20 protein-coding genes and 1 tRNA gene are annotated in these 17395 nt (G+C 62.0%); 9 read left to right on the top strand and 12 right to left on the bottom strand.

Going from position 1 to position 17395, the window contains the following annotated elements:
• Nucleotides 1–73: 73 nt before the first annotated feature.
• The 3 genes from X566_RS21500 (at nucleotide 74) to X566_RS21490 (ending at nucleotide 1710) form a co-directional block, all read left to right on the top strand.
• Entirely contained in the window at nucleotides 74–619 is a 546-nt protein-coding gene (locus X566_RS21500) for a hypothetical protein (RefSeq protein ID WP_152540013.1), read from the top strand.
• Between the two features lie 143 nt (nucleotides 620–762).
• Nucleotides 763–856 (top strand) — tRNA-Ser (locus X566_RS21495).
• 128 nt (nucleotides 857–984) lie between these two features.
• Complete coding sequence (locus X566_RS21490; protein ID WP_034471395.1) at nucleotides 985–1710, top strand: bifunctional 2-polyprenyl-6-hydroxyphenol methylase/3-demethylubiquinol 3-O-methyltransferase UbiG; 726 nt, start codon at nucleotides 985–987, stop codon at nucleotides 1708–1710.
• Nucleotides 1711–1746: 36 nt separating this feature from the next.
• On the opposite strand, the gene X566_RS21485 is transcribed toward X566_RS21490, so the two are convergent.
• Nucleotides 1747–2361: a trans-aconitate 2-methyltransferase gene (locus X566_RS21485; protein WP_034471391.1), complete on the bottom strand. Its 615-nt coding sequence runs from the start codon at nucleotides 2359–2361 to the stop codon at nucleotides 1747–1749.
• A 107-nt stretch (nucleotides 2362–2468) separates the two neighbouring features.
• Between X566_RS21485 and X566_RS25115 the strand changes: the two genes are divergently transcribed.
• The 3 genes from X566_RS25115 (at nucleotide 2469) to X566_RS21470 (ending at nucleotide 3803) form a co-directional block, all read left to right on the top strand.
• Nucleotides 2469–3017 (top strand): hypothetical protein, encoded by a 549-nt coding sequence (locus X566_RS25115; protein WP_160170511.1) that lies wholly within the window; start codon nucleotides 2469–2471, stop codon nucleotides 3015–3017.
• A complete protein-coding gene (locus X566_RS25110; RefSeq protein ID WP_160170510.1) occupies nucleotides 3007–3318 on the top strand; it encodes a helix-turn-helix domain-containing protein in 312 nt (103 codons plus the stop codon). Before X566_RS25115 ends, X566_RS25110 begins: the two co-directional genes overlap by 11 nt.
• Nucleotides 3319–3380: 62 nt before the next feature.
• The gene (locus X566_RS21470) at nucleotides 3381–3803 is read left to right on the top strand and encodes a VOC family protein (protein ID WP_034471384.1); all 423 of its coding nucleotides are present in this window, start codon (nucleotides 3381–3383) and stop codon (nucleotides 3801–3803) included.
• Nucleotides 3804–3805: 2 nt separating this feature from the next.
• Here X566_RS21470 and X566_RS21465 read toward each other — a convergent pair whose 3' ends face one another.
• Nucleotides 3806–4942, bottom strand: coding sequence for an alpha/beta hydrolase (locus X566_RS21465; RefSeq protein WP_034472706.1), 1137 nt, complete (start codon nucleotides 4940–4942; stop codon nucleotides 3806–3808).
• A 223-nt stretch (nucleotides 4943–5165) separates the two neighbouring features.
• Here X566_RS21465 and X566_RS21460 point away from each other — a divergent pair, with 223 nt between their 5' ends.
• On the top strand, nucleotides 5166–5855 hold the full coding sequence (locus X566_RS21460) for an alpha/beta hydrolase (protein WP_034471383.1): 690 nt from the start codon (nucleotides 5166–5168) through the stop codon (nucleotides 5853–5855).
• Nucleotides 5856–5900: 45 nt separating this feature from the next.
• Here X566_RS21460 and X566_RS25105 read toward each other — a convergent pair whose 3' ends face one another.
• Nucleotides 5901–6065, bottom strand: coding sequence for a hypothetical protein (locus X566_RS25105; RefSeq protein ID WP_160170509.1), 165 nt, complete (start codon nucleotides 6063–6065; stop codon nucleotides 5901–5903).
• A 17-nt stretch (nucleotides 6066–6082) separates the two neighbouring features.
• On the opposite strand from X566_RS25105, the gene X566_RS21455 reads away from it, so the two are divergent.
• A complete protein-coding gene (locus X566_RS21455) occupies nucleotides 6083–6874 on the top strand; it encodes a phytanoyl-CoA dioxygenase family protein (protein ID WP_173402602.1) in 792 nt (263 codons plus the stop codon).
• Here X566_RS21455 and X566_RS21450 read toward each other — a convergent pair.
• On the bottom strand, nucleotides 6871–7929 hold the full coding sequence (locus tag X566_RS21450; protein ID WP_051444415.1) for a YafY family protein: 1059 nt from the start codon (nucleotides 7927–7929) through the stop codon (nucleotides 6871–6873). The two genes, X566_RS21455 and X566_RS21450, sit on opposite strands and share 4 nt — an antisense overlap.
• 107 nt (nucleotides 7930–8036) lie before the next feature.
• On the opposite strand from X566_RS21450, the gene X566_RS21445 reads away from it, so the two are divergent.
• Entirely contained in the window at nucleotides 8037–8555 is a 519-nt protein-coding gene (locus tag X566_RS21445; protein ID WP_034471380.1) for a cupin domain-containing protein, read from the top strand.
• A gap of 19 nt (nucleotides 8556–8574) precedes the next feature.
• On the opposite strand, the gene X566_RS21440 is transcribed toward X566_RS21445, so the two are convergent.
• The 8 genes from X566_RS21440 to X566_RS21405 all read right to left on the bottom strand — a co-directional run bounded on the left by X566_RS21440 (nucleotide 8575) and on the right by X566_RS21405 (nucleotide 17388).
• The gene (locus tag X566_RS21440) at nucleotides 8575–9318 is read right to left on the bottom strand and encodes a hypothetical protein (protein ID WP_152540012.1); all 744 of its coding nucleotides are present in this window, start codon (nucleotides 9316–9318) and stop codon (nucleotides 8575–8577) included.
• 193 nt (nucleotides 9319–9511) lie between these two features.
• A complete protein-coding gene (locus X566_RS21435; protein ID WP_034471376.1) occupies nucleotides 9512–10456 on the bottom strand; it encodes a helix-turn-helix domain-containing protein in 945 nt (314 codons plus the stop codon).
• 162 nt (nucleotides 10457–10618) lie between these two features.
• Nucleotides 10619–12118, bottom strand: a complete 1500-nt coding sequence (locus tag X566_RS21430) for a tripartite tricarboxylate transporter permease (RefSeq protein WP_034471374.1) — start codon at nucleotides 12116–12118, stop codon at nucleotides 10619–10621.
• Nucleotides 12119–12134: 16 nt separating this feature from the next.
• The gene (locus X566_RS21425) at nucleotides 12135–12593 is read right to left on the bottom strand and encodes a tripartite tricarboxylate transporter TctB family protein (protein ID WP_034471372.1); all 459 of its coding nucleotides are present in this window, start codon (nucleotides 12591–12593) and stop codon (nucleotides 12135–12137) included.
• 206 nt (nucleotides 12594–12799) lie between these two features.
• Complete coding sequence (locus X566_RS21420) at nucleotides 12800–13780, bottom strand: tripartite tricarboxylate transporter substrate binding protein (RefSeq protein ID WP_152540011.1); 981 nt, start codon at nucleotides 13778–13780, stop codon at nucleotides 12800–12802.
• Between the two features lie 395 nt (nucleotides 13781–14175).
• Nucleotides 14176–15150 (bottom strand): tripartite tricarboxylate transporter substrate binding protein, encoded by a 975-nt coding sequence (locus X566_RS21415; protein WP_034471370.1) that lies wholly within the window; start codon nucleotides 15148–15150, stop codon nucleotides 14176–14178.
• A gap of 189 nt (nucleotides 15151–15339) precedes the next feature.
• Nucleotides 15340–16320: a tripartite tricarboxylate transporter substrate binding protein gene (locus X566_RS21410; protein WP_034471368.1), complete on the bottom strand. Its 981-nt coding sequence runs from the start codon at nucleotides 16318–16320 to the stop codon at nucleotides 15340–15342.
• Between the two features lie 99 nt (nucleotides 16321–16419).
• Nucleotides 16420–17388: a tripartite tricarboxylate transporter substrate binding protein gene (locus tag X566_RS21405; protein ID WP_051444414.1), complete on the bottom strand. Its 969-nt coding sequence runs from the start codon at nucleotides 17386–17388 to the stop codon at nucleotides 16420–16422.
• Nucleotides 17389–17395 lie beyond the last annotated feature (7 nt).

Below are 17395 nucleotides of genomic sequence, written 5' to 3'. Positions count from 1 at the left end.
CAAAGGCTCTTCTTCCCGTCATGGCATGGCGGCTCGGTGATGGCCTGTCCGATGCCGTGGCTGGGGGCTTGGCATGAGTGGTGGTGTCGAGACGGGCGCTTCCGTCCCTGCGTCACGTAGAGTGCGTACGGCGTTACAAATCGCCGGCATCGCGGTCGCCTCGCTCGCGTCGATCGCGCTGCATCTGGCGATCCTGAACACGCTGCTCATGCACGCGTTCAAGCCGTCTGGTTCATTCGGACGTTGGGACCCACGGTATTTCCTGCATGTGCAGAACACGTCGGTTGGGCGTGTCGGCATTCACGCCGCGCTGCCGGATACGCTCTTCTACGCAGTGCTTTACGACGACGATGATGTCCGCTCCAAGTTTGTCTACGCGGAGTACGCCTCGTCTGCCACCGCGGATGATCTGAGAGTTCAGTATGCGGCCCGCTGCCTCGCCAGCCGTTTGGACCCGTTTCAGGATGAGGAGGTGAAGCCGAGCGGCGAAACGAGCTTTTTCTGCGTGCGCACGGTCTCCGAAGCCGACAACCCCGATCCCTATCCGCTGCTGGTGACGATCAACCCAGGCATCCCAACGAAGATTTCGCTGCTGACAGCCGTGCAGTTGGATGACTGACTGAACCGCTGTTGGACCTGGGAAGCCGCGGCCAGACGACGCGGCCAGCGTTATTTGCCCACAAGTCATGCGTTTTGACGGGAAATAGCCACAAATCAGAGGCTTGCGGGAGGCCGCCGTGTGGGGCATATCGGGGCCACGCTGGAGACGTGGCCGAGTGGCTGAAGGCGGCGGTTTGCTAAACCGTTATAGGGTTGTAAAGCCCTATCGAGGGTTCGAATCCCTCCGTCTCCGCCAGTCTCAGCTCCGCTCGTCGGTCCGATGGTCGCAAACGGGCTGCCCGCCGGGCCGGTCGCGACACCTGTCTGCCGACCTCTTTAGCCGCAGAAAAATCCAGTCAAACCAGTCCTTTAAGGGGCCATCCAATGAGCGATCCAGCCTTCAACGGATGGGACGAATCAGCGGCTGCCTGGCTTGCGGCCCAGGGCGATCATGGCGACTACGGCCGCCAATACGTACTCGATGCGCCGATGCTTGCGCGCGTCAGGGGAAGGGGATTTGCGATGGCGCTGGATGTTGGCTGCGGCGAGGGGCGATTCTGCCGCCTGCTGCGCCAGCAAGGTATCACGACGGTCGGGATCGATCCCACTGAGATGCTGATCGCGCGCGCGAGGGTACTCGATCCCGGCGGGGATTATCGCATTGGCCGTGCTGAGGCCATCGACATCGCCGATGGCGCATTCGATCTCGTGGTCAGCTACCTGAGCCTGATCGACATCGCCGATCTCGACGGTGCTGCGGCGAAAATGATTGCGGCGCTCAGGCCGGGTGGGACACTGCTGATCGCGAACCTCAACAGCTTCAGTACGGCTGGTCAGCCCGATGGGTGGACCGAGGGCGAAGATGGCAAAGCGCGCTATGCGATCGACAATTATCTCGAAGAGCGTGCGATCTGGGTTGGCTGGCGCGGCATCCACATCCAGAACTGGCACCGGCCGCTCAGCCGCTACATGACGCTGTTCCTCAACCATGGTCTGCAGTTGTGCCATTTCTCCGAGCCCGCACCGACGGGCGGCGATCCGGAAACGGCCGCCCGCTATCGGCGCGTGCCGTACTTCCACATCATGGAATGGCAGAAGCCGTTCGGCTGAACGGCGCTTGCCTGTCGTGGCAAATACGGGGGCGCTTCAAGCCCGCCGAAACCGGCTGAATTGAAACGACTGAACCGATTGCCAAGGCGTGCGGTGGGCTTCGGTGCGCGTTTCGAGCAACACGAAATCGCTGCCCAAGGTTTGGCTCAGGCTTCGTGCATCGTAGCGCTGCACGGCAAGCCCGCTGCATGTCTCCGGACCGTCCAGCGCGAAGGTGCCGATGATGGCTTGGCCATTGGGGCTCAGCGCCTGCTTGAGACATGCGATATAGGCGTCACGATCGGTAGAGCCGGTGAGAAAGTGAAAGGCCGCGCGATCATGCCAGATGTCGTACCGGCGCGGCGGTTGCCATGCGGTGACGTCGGCAACGATCCACGTGGCCGATGCGCTTGCGGCAGCAAGGCGCATGCGCGCCGTTTGCAGCGCTGCCTCGGACAGATCGAGCACCGTGACCGTACGATAATCCTGCCGCAGCAGGGCGTCGACCAAGCGGGATGCGCCGCCGCCAATATCGATGATGGCCGCGTTCTTGTCCGCTCCGGTGGCCTGGATCATCGCGAGCGAGGTGTCCGGCCGCTCCTGGAACCAGCTCACCTCGCTCTCGCCCTTGGTCGTGTAGACCCGCTGCCAATGGGACTGGCGATCACTCATGAGGTTCGCTCCGCATGATGGATCCTATAGCCGGTATTCTCTGCGCAGGCGACATGGCGGAGCTGTCCAGCACGGGCTAAACTGAATGCATGAGAAACCGCCGGCCGGTGAGCAGGCGTCACTACGATGATGGCGCCGATATGTGGGAGATGGTGGCTGCGCCACCGGCCCCTGCGCTTGGCGGTCTCGTTGGGCACTATACGAGTTATCGTGAGCGGACGACCTCGTTCTCGGCCCGGCGCGAACTTGCCGCAACCTCGGGGGTGTTGATCTACGCGCTCGATGCGCCGCTCGCAATCACCGGTGCCGACGGCGTCGAGATCGTGCTGCGCGAGGGAGAGGCATTCGTGGGCGGCATCGCCGACGCGACGTCGATCTCGCGGGCTCTGGGGCCGCAGCGCGGCGTACACATCCACCTGCCGCTGCATGCGTTGGCGGGTGTCTGTGGCATGCCGCTTGCGGAACTCGCGAACCGGGTCGCACCATTGGCGGATCTCGCCGGTCGGTCCGCACGCGTTCTCGGCGAACGGCTGGTTACGGCAAGCGATCCGCAGGATCAGTTCGATCTTGTCGACGATTTCCCTGATTCAACGGCTGGACAATATGGCGACACCGGATCGTGCAGTGTTGTGGGCGATGGAGCAGTTGTCGGGTGACGACGCTCCGTCCGTTGCGAGCCTCGCCACCACGATCGGCTGGAGCCGCAAGCATCTTGCCCATCGTTTCGGCGCGTTCACCGGCTTCAGCCCGCAGACCTACCGGCGGCTGGCGCGCTTCGAGCGGCTATCGGCTGCGATCGCCGCACGCCCGCGCGAGGGCCTGGCCGTGCTTGCGCTCGATGCCGGTTATCATGACCAGGCCCATATGAGCCGCGACGTCCAGGCGTTCAGCGCCATGAGTCCCGGCGAACTTCGCCGCCGGCTGTTGCCAGAGCAGGGCGGTGTCCGCGAGGACTGAGGTTACATCCGTACAAGATATCAGGGGCAGGATAGGCTTAGTCGGGGACTAAGGAGAACGCCATGCCACGTCACGCTCTTATTCCCTGCCTGCGCTACAAGGATGCTCCCGCGGCGATCGAATTTCTCTGCGACGCATTCGGCTTTCAGCGCCACGCTGTCTATACCGACGAGAGCGATCCGCAGATCGTCGTCCATGCCCAGCTTCTGCTTGACGGCAACATGATCATGCTCGGTAGCGAGCGGCCCGGCGTGGTCAAGGACGCCTACAACTGGAAGACGCCGAAGGAGGCCGGGTGCATCACCCAATGCATCTGCGCGGTGATCGATGATCCTGACAAGCACGCGGCACGGGCGAGAGCGGCAGGTGCGACCATCATCCGCGCCCCGTACGACAATGAGGGATATCCCGGCCGCGCCTACGACGTGGCCGATTGCGAGGGCCATATCTGGAATTTCGGCAGCTACGATCCGTTTGCCGAGTAGCCTCAGACGCGGGCTTTGATCCAGTCGCAGACGACGTCGGCCGCGTGGTGACGGTGCTGCGCGGAATCCTCGAAGTAGTGTTCACCGGCGATCAACTGGATCGACTTGTCCTTCGCGCCGATCGCATCATAGATACGGCGGGCATCGGAGGGAAAGACGCCGGTGTCGGCGGTTCCCTGGATGACGAGGGAGGGCGTATCGAACTTGGCGAGGTGCGGCGCGCCAACGCACCTCGAGGTCTCCAGGCTCCACATCGACAGCCAGGTTCTGAGCATGTTGGCGCGACCGATGCTCGGCATCCGGTTCGCGACCGCCGGATCGCCGCGGTAGCACCAGCGCGGCTTGCGATCCGACGGATCGATCGCCGGGTCCATGCAGCGCAAATCTCCCCAGCAGCGAAACAGCGGGAACAGCCGGTCGGGAATCCCGGCGGCATTCAGCCGCGCGAGCTCGGCCTTGGCCCAGTCGGTGATGCGCTGGTTGCGTGCGCGCTGGGCTGCGCGGTAGCGGGCGATGAACGCTTCGGAGTAGGGCGGGCCGTTGTCGGGATTGAAAGGATCGAGCGAGGGATCGGTTGCCACCGGATCGCCTTCGTCGGTCACCGATGCGTCCATCCAGTCGGTCAGCACCTCCGGGCGCCCGACATGGGCATTGCTGGACACATAAAGCTGCGCCTTCGGCAGCGATGCCAATGCCTCATGGCCTGCGCCCTTCAAGCCGCCGGCCATGGTCGAGGCGATGGCTTCGCCCTGATAGGCGCCCATCAGCGACCCGCCGCCAGAATTTCCGAAGATCACCACGGTTTCCACGCCGGCCTCTTCGATCAGCCAACGCACGCCGACGCCAATGTCGATCAGCGCGTGCTCCAGCAGAAACTGGTCTTCGAAGCCGCGATAGCGCGTGTTCCAGCCGAGGAATCCCAAACCACGCGAGGCGACGTAGGGCGCGAAGTAGTGCTCGGCGAAGTCCACATTGTAGTGCGCGGCAATCAGGGCAATGCGTGGTCGCGGTGTTCCCTTCGGCGTCCAGTACAGGCCCTGGCAGGGATGGCCGCCCGCCATGATGCGCGGTGCCGTCGGGGAGACCGCGCTGACGAACCGAGCCTCGACCGCCGCCAGCACTTTTGAATCGTCCAGCATTGCACCTGTTTCTCCCAGCTTCGCCGTTTCGTCCCTCGCTGCGATCGTTTTTGCGGCGCAGTCATTGCGCAGCTTGCATTGTGGGCGGCGGGAGGCAATCGCGTTCGGACGCGCAGCAGAAATGTTCCGGTGCGGGAACTTGGAGAGCGGGGTGGCGATTGTTGCAGGCCACACGATGGCGGCTTGCAACACTAGGTTGCATGACAATAGGGGAAAGGTGCCGATGTCTCTCAAGAACATTGTTCTGGTTCATGGCGCCTGGGGAGATGGCTCCCATTGGCGTCACGTTATTCCGCTGCTTGACGCCAAGGGTTATCAGGTCACCGCAGTGCAGAACCCGCTGACTTCGCTGGTCGATGACGTCGATCGCACGAGCCGGCTGGTCGTAGCCCAGGACGGACCGACCCTGCTGGTCGGTCATTCGTATGGTGGTGCCGTGATCACGGGTGCCGGACATGTGCCGAATGCTGCAGGCCTCGTCTACATAGCAGCCTTTGCGCCCGACGAAGGCGACAGCCTTGGCAGCATCTTCGGGCGGCGCGAGCCGCCACCAGGTGCTGCGAATATACGGCCCGATAAGGACGGCTTTCTGTGGATCCTTCGCGACAAATTCCGCGAAAGCTTCTGCCAGGATGTGGAGGAAACCGATGCGCTGGTTATGGCAGCCGCGCAAAAGCCGATCGCGGGTCGTTGCTTCAAGGACAAGTCTGGCCCGCCAGCCTGGAAAAACAAGCCGAGCTGGTATCAGGTGTCCGCAGATGATCGCATGATCCCTCCGGAAACCGAGCAGTGGATGGCTGAGCGCATCAAGCCAAGGAAGACGATCTCGCTCCCAGCGAGCCATGCTTCGTTGGCCAGTCACGCCGATGCGGTGTCCGCGCTCATCGATGAAGCAGCACGCGCTCTCGGTTAGCGGGCGTTCATCAAGCGCGACGACTTGAAACGTGGGGCCGTTGCTTCATAATGGCCGCGCTATGATGATGTGCGCATCCATCGCTTCGGTCTTCTTCCTGGCGTGATACGCGCGTTCGCGCGCGAGCCTGGAAATGGGCGCTTGAACGGCGCCCTGAAGATCAATCCGGTCAGCAACGCTCCATGTTTGAGCGCTTTCAATGCTGGCCATCAGCGATGGACTTTATCATGCCGACGCCCGTCAATTCAGAGCTTGGTAATTCAGAATCTGGCAATTCAGAGCGTGGCAACGCAAAACGCGTGCTCAGCGACGCGCAGATTGCTTATTTCATCGATGAAGGCTTCGTCCGGCTCGACGATGCCTTTCCACGCACGGTCGCCGATGAGGCTCGCGCGATCCTGTGGCGCGACACGGGTTGCGCTCAGGACGACAAGGCGACCTGGACGAAGCCTGTGATCCGACTCGGACACTATTCGTTACCGCCGTTCATCGCGGCGGCGAATACACCGGTTCTGCACGCCGCCTTCGACGAGCTCGTGGGCGAGGGACGGTGGCGTCCGTGCATGAGCGTTGGTACCTTTCCGGTGCGTTTCCCGTCGCCGGACGATCCTGGCGACGCGGGCTGGCATATCGATGTCAGCTTCGGTTTCGACAAGCCGGACTTCCTCGATTGGCGGGCGAATGTCGCCTCGCGAGGGCGCGCGCTGTTGCTGCTGATGCTGTTCTCCGATGTCGGTGAGAACGATGCGCCGACGCGGATTCGTGCGGGTTCGCATCGTGAGATCGCGCGCATGCTGGCGCCTGCGGGTGAGGAGGGGTTGTCGTTGCGTGAACTTGCTGCGAACGGCTTTGGCGAGACGGCGCATTGCCGCGAGCTGCTTGCGACGGGGCAGGCGGGCACGGTGTACCTCTGCCATCCGTTCCTGGTGCATGCGGCGCAACCTCACCACGGCACGCGCCCGCGCTTTCTGGCGCAACCGCCGTTGCTTCCTAAGGAGATGCCGGATTCTTGGGGCTAGGGGCGTCGCCGGTCGAGCGGGCCATCCAAAGGGCGCTCGCGAGCGTCGCGTGAAGGCACGGTGCCCGGCTCCGTCAGCCGGGTACCGGTCTGCCGGGCATAGGTCGCGTGCAGGGCCGTGGCGATTTCGGTCATCTGCGCGCGCAGATCGGGTGGATCGAGCACCTCGATCTCGGCGCCGAACTGCAGCATCTGCACGCAGGCCTGCCAGTTCGAGCCGACCGGCATTGTCGCCTTGCGCCAGCCCTTTGCATTCGCCGTGTCCTCGATCTGCATCGACGCGCGGACGAAGGGCGGCACGAACGCATCCAACAGTTTGATGCCCATGGGCGAGAGGCTGACGACCGCCCGGTTCTGATGCAGGTCTGCCTCCAGTCGCTGGGTCCCCGCGCGCCAGTAGGCTTCGAGATCGAAATCGGCGCGGCGCTCGAAGGGTTGATCCAGAACGGTGAGATCGAGGATGCGTGAGATGCGATAGGTGCGGGGCGTGCCGTCGACCTGACCGACCAGGTACCACGCGCCGCTCTTGAGCACGATGCCGAGCGGCTCGACCACGCGATGCTTTTCGCCCTTCCAGCTTTGGTAGCGGATCCGCAGCGCACGTTGCTCCCAGACCGCATTGGCGATGTCGGGCAGATGTGCGGGCTGCTCGGCCTCCGTGAACCAGGCTGGGGCGTCGAGATGAAACCGGCCACGGGTTTGCGCGGCGCTGTCCCGGAGCGCGGCAGGGATCGCCGAGAGCAGCTTGTTCTCCGCGGTCGCCATCACCGCGCCGAGCCCCAGATCGGCGGCCGGGCCGGCAAGGCCGATCATGAACAAGGCTTCTGCTTCCTTCGCGGAGAGGCCGTTCAGCCGCGTGCGGTAGCCGTCGAGCAGGCGATAGCCGCCGTCGGCCCCGCGCTCGCTGTAAACAGGAACCCCGGCGGCACTCAAGGCATCGATGTCTCGATAAATAGTGCGCAACGATACCTCGTTTTCCGAGGCTAACTCGGTCGCGGTCGCCCGCCCGCGCGCCTGCAGGGTGGTGAGGATCGAAAGAAGACGGCTGGCTTTCATGACGCCAGCTTAGATCAACCTGACAGAATCTGACAGGTATGGTCCGCTAGAACCCTTCCGAAAGCGGGCCAGCGGGCCTGGCGCAGGCTGCAAGCGAGGGAAGGATCATGACGAAGCCGATCGTCAATCTAGCGGATATCGAATTGATGCCCCGGCCACCGGAATATGCCGCGACCGGTCCTGCTGCGCAGCGCTACGATGCGAAGATGGGGCATATCGGCGCTCGGATCGGTGCGCGGCAGCTCGGTTATAACATCACCGCGGTTCCACCGGGGATGCGGGCATTCCCGTTCCATAACCATCGGGCGAACGAAGAGATGTTCTTCGTGCTGGCGGGCACAGGCGAAGTGCGCATCGGCCTTGATACCTTTCCGATCCGCCCGGGCGACTTCATCGCATGCCCGGTGGGTGGCAGCGATACCGCGCACCAGATCATCAACACCGGAACGGAGGAGTTGCGGTACCTCGCGGTGAGCACCCAGCTTTCACCGGATCACGTCGAATATCCGGACACCGGCAAGTTCGGCATCCTCGCCAAGTATCCACCGGGGACGGATGGCAAGCCGCAGATGTTCGCCTTCATCGGTCGGGAGGACGAGATCACCGACTATTGGGAAGGTGAGTGAGGACGACGGATTGCAGGGTCTAGCGAGCGGGTCCCTGCGATATGTCGATAACATGCCGATCGTTGCCGACAAGCAACGTAAGCACGTAATTCTTTGCTGCGCCGCCTGCGCTGTCGACCGGAGGGGTCAGATGAAGCTGGCCGCCATACCACTCGCCGGGCATCAGAGTGTTATCCTTGATGACCCCTTGTTCGAGCATTGCGAGATTTTGCCGCCCTTGCTCGATGGTGGCGGAGATCATCGCTTCGTTCTGATCGGCGGCGCGGTTCTGCGCGATCGCGGCAGCAGTCGGACTATAGAAGGTCCCGTGTCGTCCGCTCGGCGTGGTGTAACTGCCGTACCCGGCACGTGATGCTCCATAAGCGTTGGCGCCAGCGGCGACACCGGCAATGATCGCCATCGCGACTTGCTTGTTTCGCTCTTCTTGAACCAAAGTTTCGTACGGAATGACCTGCATGGGATAGGCTTGCCCGCCGACCAGTTGCGAGGCCTCTACCTGCGAAATCAGGAAATTGACCGGCGCGTTGGACAGGTTGTTGATGCCAACGACGAAAACCGGCCGACCTCCAGCTGCGATCTGACGAGAGGCAGGTCCGACCATGACCAGGGAGCTCTTCTGCCGCGACACCAGAGCACTTCTGCCGTCACGAATGATCGCTTGTTGGTTCGGATTGCTTGCCCGGAAAGATACAGTTTCCGTTGTGACGCAGCCGCTCAGTATCGTTGCAGCTAACGCTGCCACTCCGACGTAACTATAACGCATCGTATTAATCCCCAGACCCGGTTCCATAGTTGCGCAACCCGTGGCGGGAGACAAGAGGAATAGGCCGCGGACCAAGCGAGAGATGCCGGAACGATCCGCATGTAGCGGCGCAAAGAGTAGCGGTTTTCGGAAAAAAAGATCGCGTCCAGCAACGCGCCAAGGCGCGAGGGCGGCGCATCGACGTCCGATCGCATCAGCGCGCGCGGGCGACCGTCTGTGACGGCGTTTCGCCGAACTGGCTGAGGTAGAATTGCGAAAACTCGCCAAGGTGCCAGAAGCCGTTTGCGAGCGCGCAGGCGCCGATCCTTGCCTGTCCTCCGCCGGAGAGGAGCTGCTTGCGGACGGACCATAGCCGCTTCATGCGCAGGTAACGATGCAGGCTCATGCCGCGAATATGCTGCATGGCGTTATGCATGGTGCGGACTGAAGTGCCGATCTCGGTCGCGAGGGCATCGCTATAGATCGGCGAGTCAAACCGTTCATTGATCGTGGCTTCGATCTTCTGCACGATATCGAAATAGCGCTTCGCGGTGCTGATCCGAAACTTCTCCAACGCATCTTGATCGGCAATCGCGGTATCGATGGCCGCAAGGAGGCTCTCCTTGAGGCCCTCCGCTGCACCGGTCGCGATCAGGTCGGTGCTGGTAGAGGCGGCCAGCCGGAAGATCTGGGCAATCAGACAGCGCAGGCTGCGCTCACCGGCCTCGGTGACGGCACATGCGCAGAACATCCGCTCCTTGGAGGGCCAGCCACGACGGCGGACTTCGGGATGAAAGATGATGGTGGCAATGAAACTGTCGCCTTCCTCGATGACTTTGTAACCGGCCCCGCCATGGCCGATCGACAGGCCGGGGCGATCCTTCATGATTCCGTTGAAGCGCAACGGCGCCGGATCTTGCATCGTCAGGCCGACATAGGTGTGGTCCTCGCGTAGCCCCGCATCCAGAATGCGCGGAAAGGTCTTCAGGAGGTAGATGTCGCATCCGGGCAGCGACAGGATCGCCTGTTCCGGAGCAGCCGTCCGGCAGGTCGGTGTGAAGTGGACGTCCATGTTGCGATAGGCCTGACGGAATTCGTCGAGATCGCTGTACCTGAACGTCTGCAGAATCGGCGAGGGGGTCAACGATGACAGTTGCATGCCGGCGAAGTCCTCATGAGCGTAACGGCCCTACGTCCTGCGAACTTTAGACGCTTTGGTCCAAAAAGCCGATAGCCCGGCATGGTGTCATGCCGGGCTATCGGAAATCTTAAAGCAGGTGTTTGAAGCCAAATCCCCGCTGCCACCATGTCTCTTCGGTGGCTATTCTTTCAAGGCCTCTTCGCGTGTGGCCCTGATTTGCGGCAGCGCGATCAGGATCACGGCGATGGCGGCGATCGCCAGCAGCGAGCCCGACAGAGGCGAGGTGAAGAAAACCGTCGCATCGCCGCGTGACAAGAGCATCGCGCGTCTGAAGTTCTCTTCGATCTGCGGACCCAGCACCAGGCCGAGCAGCAGCGGTGCCGGCGGCAGCTGCAGCTTGATCAGCAGGTAGCCGAAGATACAGAACAGGGCCGCCTCATAGACCTCGAAGGTGTCATTCTTCAGCGAATACACGCCGATGCAGCAGAACACCATGATCGCCGGATAGAGATAGCGATACGGGATCGTCAGCAGCTTCACCCACAGACCGACCAGCGGCAGGTTGAGGACGATCAGCATCAGGTTGCCGACCCACATCGAGGCGATCAGACCCCAGAACAGTTCCGGATTCTTGGTCATCACCTGCGGACCCGGCTGGATGTTGTGGATCGTCATCGCGCCGACCATCAGCGCCATCACGACGTTCGACGGCAGGCCGAGCGTCAGCAGCGGGATGAACGAGGTCTGGGCACCGGCGTTGTTGGCCGCTTCCGGACCCGCCACACCCTCGATTGCGCCCTTGCCGAACTGCTCAGGCGTCTTGGAGAGCTTCTTCTCCACCGTGTAGGAGGCGAAGGAGGAGAGCACGGCGCCGCCGCCCGGCAGAATGCCCAGCAGCGAGCCGAGGAAGGTGCCGCGCAGGATCGCCGGCGCCATGCGACGGAAGTCGTCCTTGGTGGGGAACATATTGGTGATCTTTTGGCTCATCACCGTCCGTTCCTCGTGCGGCTCGAGGTTCTTCACGATTTCCGCGAAGCCGAAGATGCCCATCGCCAGCGGCACGAAGTCGAGGCCGTCGAACAGCTGCGGGATATCGAAGGCGAAACGTTGCGTGCCGGTGTTGACGTCGGTGCCCGTCAGCGAGAGCAGGGTGCCGAACAGAATCATGCCGACGCCCTCGATGAACGGGCCGTTGGACAGCACCGTCGCCAGCAGCAAGCCGAGGATCATCAGCGAGAAGTATTCCTTCGGGCCGAACTGCAGCGCCACCGACGCGAGCGGTGTGGCGAGTGCTGCGATCGCCAGCGTCGCGACGCAGCCGGCGAAGAACGAGCCGATCGCCGCCGTGGCCAATGCGACGCCCGCACGACCCTGGCGCGCCATCTGATAGCCGTCGATGGTGGTGACGACCGAGGAGGATTCGCCGGGGAGGTTGACGACGATGGCGGTTGTGGAGCCGCCGTATTGCGCGCCATAGTAGATGCCGGCCAGCATGATCAGCGCGGCGTCGGGCGACAGCGCGTAGGTGATCGGTAGCAGCATGGCGATCGTCGTCAGCGGGCCGAGGCCCGGCAGAACGCCGATCAGCGTACCGAGCAGACAGCCAACGAAGGCGTACGCAAGGTTTGTGAGTTTGAACGCCGTGCCGAAGCCGATGGCGAGATGGCTAAAAAGATCCATTGGTGCTTACTCCAACTCACCGGAAGAGGGTCGGCCAGACCGGCATCTGCAGGTTGATGCCGTAGACGAAGGTGGCGACGCAGAAGATGATGAGAACGACCGTATTGACGGCCGTGCCGCGCCAGCCGAATTCGGGGCTCGCAAGGCTCGCGACAATGATCAACGCTGCGAGCGAGATCACGAGACCGAGTGGCTGCAGCATGACTGCGAACAACGCGACTGAACCGGCGATCCAGAGCAGGCCCTTGAAGTCCCACCTCTCGAGCTTCTCGATGTGAGCCTTCGGTGCAACGGAGCCGAGCAGAACGATGAGGCCGACGGCGGCGAGCGCGATGCTGACCATCTTCGGGAAGAAGCCTGGTCCCATGCGCGCGGCGGTGCCGTGCACATAGTTGAATGACATCGCGAAGTAGAAAATTGCAACTGCCAGGAAGAGCACGCCCGCTGCAAAGGCGCGCTGGTTACGGATCAGCATTGTGACTATCCCCTAGACAACCCACGCTGTGTCCGCCTGGGCGAACCACAGCATTACCCTAGATCGAAACCGACGTGCAGATCCTGCAAGCCGGCACTCTCGTTGACCCGCCTTGGCGCCAGTTCAGCCGAACCGGATTCCCCGACTTGTCCCCTGTGCCCTAAAGCATGATCCCGAAAGGTTGTCCCGCCTTTCGGAGGTACGCTTTAGAACGCTTTCGCCCCCGACGCATCGATCAATTTCTTCCACTTCACCATTTCCTTGTCGATGAAGGGGTTGAACTTGTCCGCGGTCATGTCCGTGAGAATGACCTGACCGTTATCGGCAAAATATTTCACCACGGCCGGGTCCTTTAACGCCTGTTCGAACTCGCTGCCAAGCTTGGCGACGATTTCGGCGGGCGTATCCTTGGCAACGAAGATTCCGGACCACGAGCCGAGCTGGGCGTCCGGATAGCCGAGTTCCGCAATGGTCGGAACATTCGGCATCACTGCCAGGCGCTGCGGTGCGAGTGTCGCGATCGCCCGGACCTTGCCTGCGCTCTCCTGCGGCATGACCGTGACGGGATAGTCGAACATCACATCGGCCACGCCCGCGATCACGTCGGTCATCGCCGGGATCGAGCCCTTGTAAGGGATGTGCGTCAGCTTGATGCCGGTGACTTGCTGGAACAGCTCGGCCGACAGGTGCGTCGTGGTGCCGGCGCCGGCGGAGGCGTAATTGACCTTTTCCGGATTCTTCTTCGCGTACTCGATGAGCTCGGCAACGGTCTTATAGGGCCGCTGGGGATTGACGATGATCACCACCGGCGATTCCGCCATGCCGTGGACCGCCACGAGATCCTTGCGCGTATCGAATGAGAGATTCTTGTAGAGGACTGGATTGGCCGCGATCGTGCCGGCTGTGCCATAGACCATCGTGTAGCCGTCTGGCTTGGAGCGGGCGACGTATTCGGTACCGACGACACCACCAGCACCCGGACGGTTTTCCACCAGAACCGGCTGGTTGATCCGCTCGCTCAAGATCTTTGCGATCATGCGCGAACCGTTGTCGGTAATTCCGCCGGGCGTAAACGGCACGACCCACATGATGGGTTTGCTCGGATACGTGTCGGCGAAAGCCCCTGTGCTTGCAACCGACAAACACGCGACCGCAGAGAGTGCGGCCAGGGCGGTCTTCAATGTCATCAGCGTCCTCCGAATTGCCACGTTGATCGTGGCTTTGTAGTCCATCGCTCGCAAAGGCTTTCGCGGGGCGAAATTGGCCGCACGCTAAAGGCCATCGTCGTGATGGGCAAGGCTCAATGTTGCTTTCGCTTGTGCGAATAGATCGGTCCGAATATTGGAACGCCTACGCGCAACGACAGGTTCGGCCGACATTTCTCCCGTGATTGCACGATGCCTGGGACAAGTGTCCGGGACCGCAGTCCAATCCGCGGGCGACCCATGCCGGTCCGACGATTGAATCGTTTCCACATCCTGCACCGGCGCCGGAAAGTCAATCGTGATGGGTGTCAGCTCGATGTAAGGAACGGCGCCAAGCCGGCTCGAAACCGGCTTGGCGCATTCATGATGCGTTGCAATCAATCCGCACTTGCGCCGGACTTCTCAACCAGCGTTTTGAATTTTGCGGTTTCGCTTTCGATGAACGCCGGTAGTTCCTTTGGCCCGATATCCGTGAGCGGAATGGAATCGGTGCTGTCGAAATAGGCAGTCACCGTCGGGTCTTTCATGGCGGCCTTGAACGCGCTCGCGAGTTTTTCAGTGACGTCTGCCGGGGCGTTTGCGGGCAACATGATCGCCGACCACGCGGAGATCTCAACCTCGGGCAGTCCTTGCTCGATCATGGTCGGAACGTTCGGCAAGTTCTTGAGGCGCTGTGCGCTGGTGATACCGAGCGGGCGCAACTTGCCGGCTTCGATCTGCGGCTTCACCACCGACGGATAATCAAACATCACCTGAATGTTACCGCCGAGCAGATCCACCATCTGCGCGCCGCCCGACTTGTAGGGAATATGAGTCATCTTGAAACCTGCGGCCATCTGTAGCAGCTCGCCCGTCAGATGCTGGCTCGTTCCTGCCCCCGAGGTCCCAAAGTTGATCTTCTCGGGATTGGCCTTCGCGTAGGCGATGAAATCCTTCAACGTCTTGAACGGACCTTCGCTGTTGACCACCATCACCAGCGGCGATGACGACATGGCGTGGACGGGCGTGAACGACTTCAGCGGCGAGTAGGACAGCTTCTTGTAAAGCGAGGTGTAGGTCGCCATCGGGCCCGACGAGCCATACAGGAACGTGTAGCCATCCGGTTTTGCGTTCATGACGTATTCCGTGCCGACGATTCCGGCGGCGCCGGGCTTGTTTTCCACGAGCACGGTCTGGCCGAGCTTGTCGCCGAGAGCCTTTGCGACCACACGGGCGCTGTTGTCAGTGACGGTTCCCGGACCGAAGGGGATCACCCACGTAATCGGACGTTCCGGATAGGTCTGTGCATCGGCAGCGGAGCCGGCAAGACCAAGCGCAACCAGCGCGATGGCAAGCGACGGGACGGATTTCATTGTTTTTTCTCCTTGGGCCGCGCGCGCGTCAGGCGCGTTCGGCCATTTGTGTAGGCACAGGTCCACGGGCGGCGTACTGCCGCTCGCGGAAGGCCCTTTTGCTGGTGTTTGAACGCGATTCTTGGCCGGAAACGCTGGCTTCCGGCCATCGCCGCGCTGGGCGCTGTTTGGCGCATGACGCGCCTAATTTCAATCCAGCGTGACGCCGGCCTTGTCGACAAGAGCCTTGAATTTCGCGGTCTCGCTGACCATGAATTCGCGCAGTTTGTCCGGTCCCATATGGCCGAGATTGCCGAAGTCGTTTTCCTCGGCGTACTTGAGCACCGCAGGATCGCGCATGGTCTCCTGGAACGCGGCCGACATCTTGTTGACGACCTCGGGTGGTGTGCCAGCCGGCATGACAATCGACGACCACGCCGTCAGCACGACGTCCAGACCGCGCTCCTTAAATGTTGGAACGTTCGGGAAGCTCTTCAGCCGGTCCTCCCGGGAGATGCCCAACGGAATGACCTTGCCCGCGTCAATATGCGGGCGCATGACCACGGTGTAGTCGAATACGGCGTCGATCGTGCCGCTGATCAGATCGGCATAGAGGTTGGATGATGCTTTATAGGGCACATGAGTCATCGTCGTGCCGGTGGCGATCTGAAACATCTCGCCGATCAGATGCGGTGCCGTACCGGCACCCGAGGAACCGTAATTTACCTTGCCCGGATTCTTCTTCAGGTAGTCGATGAACTCTTCGACGGTTTTGTAGGGCCGTGAGGAGTTGACCACGAGCAGCAGCGAGGAATCGGCCATGCCGTTGACCGGTGCGAACGACTTCAGCGGTGTAAAGGGCAGCTTCTTGTAGAGCGACACGAAGGTCGCCATCGGCCCCGACGAGCCGTAGAGCATCGTGTAGCCGTCCGGTTTGGCCTGGGCGACGGATTCGGTGCCGACAATGCCTGCGGCGCCCGGCTTGTTGTCGATGACAATCGGCTGGCCGATCTTCTCGCCGAGGACTTTGGCGACGAAGCGGGCGCTGTTGTCGGTGACGCCGCCGGCCCCGAAGGGGACGACCCAGGTGATTGGGCGGTTCGGGTAGGGCGCTTGCTGCTGGGCTCCGGCTGTCGTCAGCGACAATGCCGCCGCGATCAGCGCGGCGGATAGTGTAACGGCTCGCTTCATGGGTCTTCCTCACTCTTTGGTGGTTCTTATCGTTGTCATTATCGGATCACGGGATCGCCGCCGGCGTCGGGCGTGATGCGGTCGAGGCAGAGGCGCACATTATTCGACACTCACGCCAGAGCGCTCGACCAGAACCTTGTACTTCGCGGTTTCGCTGACGATCAACTCGCGCAGCTTCTCCGGACCAAGGTCGCCAAGATTGCCGAAGTTGTTCTGCTCCAAATATTTGGCCACGGCCGGGTCGCGCATCGTCTCGGCGAATGCTGTCGACATCCGCTGGACGATGCCGGAGGGCGTGCCGGCCGGCATCACGACGATGGCCCAGGCCGTCATGGTCACGTCGATGCCGCTCTCCTTGAAGGTCGGCACGTTCGGAAATGCGTCGAGGCGTTGCACACTTGCTACCGCCAGCGGGATCACCTTGCCCGCTTCGACATAGGGGCGGATCGTCGCGGTAAAGTCGAACATGCCGTCGATGGTGCCGGAGATCAGGTCGGCATAGAGTTTGGCGAAATCGGTATAGGGTACCACCTGCATCGAGGTGCCGGTGGCGACCTGCAGCATCTCACCGGTGAGATGCACGAGGCCACCTAGGGTCGCGCCATAATTGACCTTGCCCGGATTCTTCCTCAGGTAATCAACGAATGCGTTGACCGTCTCGTATGGCTTGGCGGCGTTGACGACGAGGATCGGCGTTGTATCGAAGACGCCGTTGACCGGCACGAACGAGGTCAACGGCGTATAGGGCAGTTTCTTGTAGAGCCACGGATAGATCGCCAGCGGCGACACGCCGGAGTAAAGCATGGTGTAGCCGTCCGGCTTCGCCTGCTGCACGAGCTGGGTGCCGATGATGCCGGATGCGCCCGGCTTGTTTTCGACGATCACCGGCTGGCCAAGCTTGTCGCCGAGCACCTTGCCGATGATCCGGGCCGTGTTGTCGTAGACGCTGCCGGCGCTGAACGGCACGATCCAGGTGACCGGCCGGCTGGGATACGGTGCCTCCGCCGAGGTAGGCGACGCGGCAAGGGAGCATAGCACGACACCGAACGCGAGCAGTCGTCTCATCATTTCCTCC

It is taken from the genome of Afipia sp. P52-10, from assembly GCF_000516555.1.
Lineage (GTDB): Bacteria > Pseudomonadota > Alphaproteobacteria > Rhizobiales > Xanthobacteraceae > P52-10.
Note: the sequence above shows the minus strand (reverse complement) of the source record. Positions and strands in the feature narration are given on the sequence as shown.

Excerpts from the sequence above, each read along its gene's own strand:
- X566_RS21485 (WP_034471391.1), bottom strand. The coding sequence starts at position 2,361 with ATGAGTGATCGCCAGTCCCATTGGCAGCGGGTCTACACGACCAAGGGC.
- X566_RS21440 (WP_152540012.1), bottom strand. The coding sequence starts at position 9,318 with ATGCGTTATAGTTACGTCGGAGTGGCAGCGTTAGCTGCAACGATACTG.
- X566_RS25105 (WP_160170509.1), bottom strand. The coding sequence starts at position 6,065 with ATGGCCAGCATTGAAAGCGCTCAAACATGGAGCGTTGCTGACCGGATT.
- X566_RS21420 (WP_152540011.1), bottom strand. The coding sequence starts at position 13,780 with ATGACATTGAAGACCGCCCTGGCCGCACTCTCTGCGGTCGCGTGTTTG.
- X566_RS21435 (WP_034471376.1), bottom strand. The coding sequence starts at position 10,456 with ATGCAACTGTCATCGTTGACCCCCTCGCCGATTCTGCAGACGTTCAGG.
- X566_RS21450 (WP_051444415.1), bottom strand. The coding sequence starts at position 7,929 with ATGAAAGCCAGCCGTCTTCTTTCGATCCTCACCACCCTGCAGGCGCGC.
- X566_RS21430 (WP_034471374.1), bottom strand. The coding sequence starts at position 12,118 with ATGGATCTTTTTAGCCATCTCGCCATCGGCTTCGGCACGGCGTTCAAA.
- X566_RS21465 (WP_034472706.1), bottom strand. The coding sequence starts at position 4,942 with ATGCTGGACGATTCAAAAGTGCTGGCGGCGGTCGAGGCTCGGTTCGTC.
- X566_RS21500 (WP_152540013.1), top strand. The coding sequence starts at position 74 with ATGAGTGGTGGTGTCGAGACGGGCGCTTCCGTCCCTGCGTCACGTAGA.
- X566_RS21405 (WP_051444414.1), bottom strand. The coding sequence starts at position 17,388 with ATGATGAGACGACTGCTCGCGTTCGGTGTCGTGCTATGCTCCCTTGCC.
- X566_RS21460 (WP_034471383.1), top strand. The coding sequence starts at position 5,166 with ATGTCTCTCAAGAACATTGTTCTGGTTCATGGCGCCTGGGGAGATGGC.
- X566_RS21490 (WP_034471395.1), top strand. The coding sequence starts at position 985 with ATGAGCGATCCAGCCTTCAACGGATGGGACGAATCAGCGGCTGCCTGG.
- X566_RS21415 (WP_034471370.1), bottom strand. The coding sequence starts at position 15,150 with ATGAAATCCGTCCCGTCGCTTGCCATCGCGCTGGTTGCGCTTGGTCTT.
- X566_RS21410 (WP_034471368.1), bottom strand. The coding sequence starts at position 16,320 with ATGAAGCGAGCCGTTACACTATCCGCCGCGCTGATCGCGGCGGCATTG.
- X566_RS21445 (WP_034471380.1), top strand. The coding sequence starts at position 8,037 with ATGACGAAGCCGATCGTCAATCTAGCGGATATCGAATTGATGCCCCGG.
- X566_RS21470 (WP_034471384.1), top strand. The coding sequence starts at position 3,381 with ATGCCACGTCACGCTCTTATTCCCTGCCTGCGCTACAAGGATGCTCCC.
- X566_RS21425 (WP_034471372.1), bottom strand. The coding sequence starts at position 12,593 with ATGCTGATCCGTAACCAGCGCGCCTTTGCAGCGGGCGTGCTCTTCCTG.
- X566_RS21455 (WP_173402602.1), top strand. The coding sequence starts at position 6,083 with ATGCCGACGCCCGTCAATTCAGAGCTTGGTAATTCAGAATCTGGCAAT.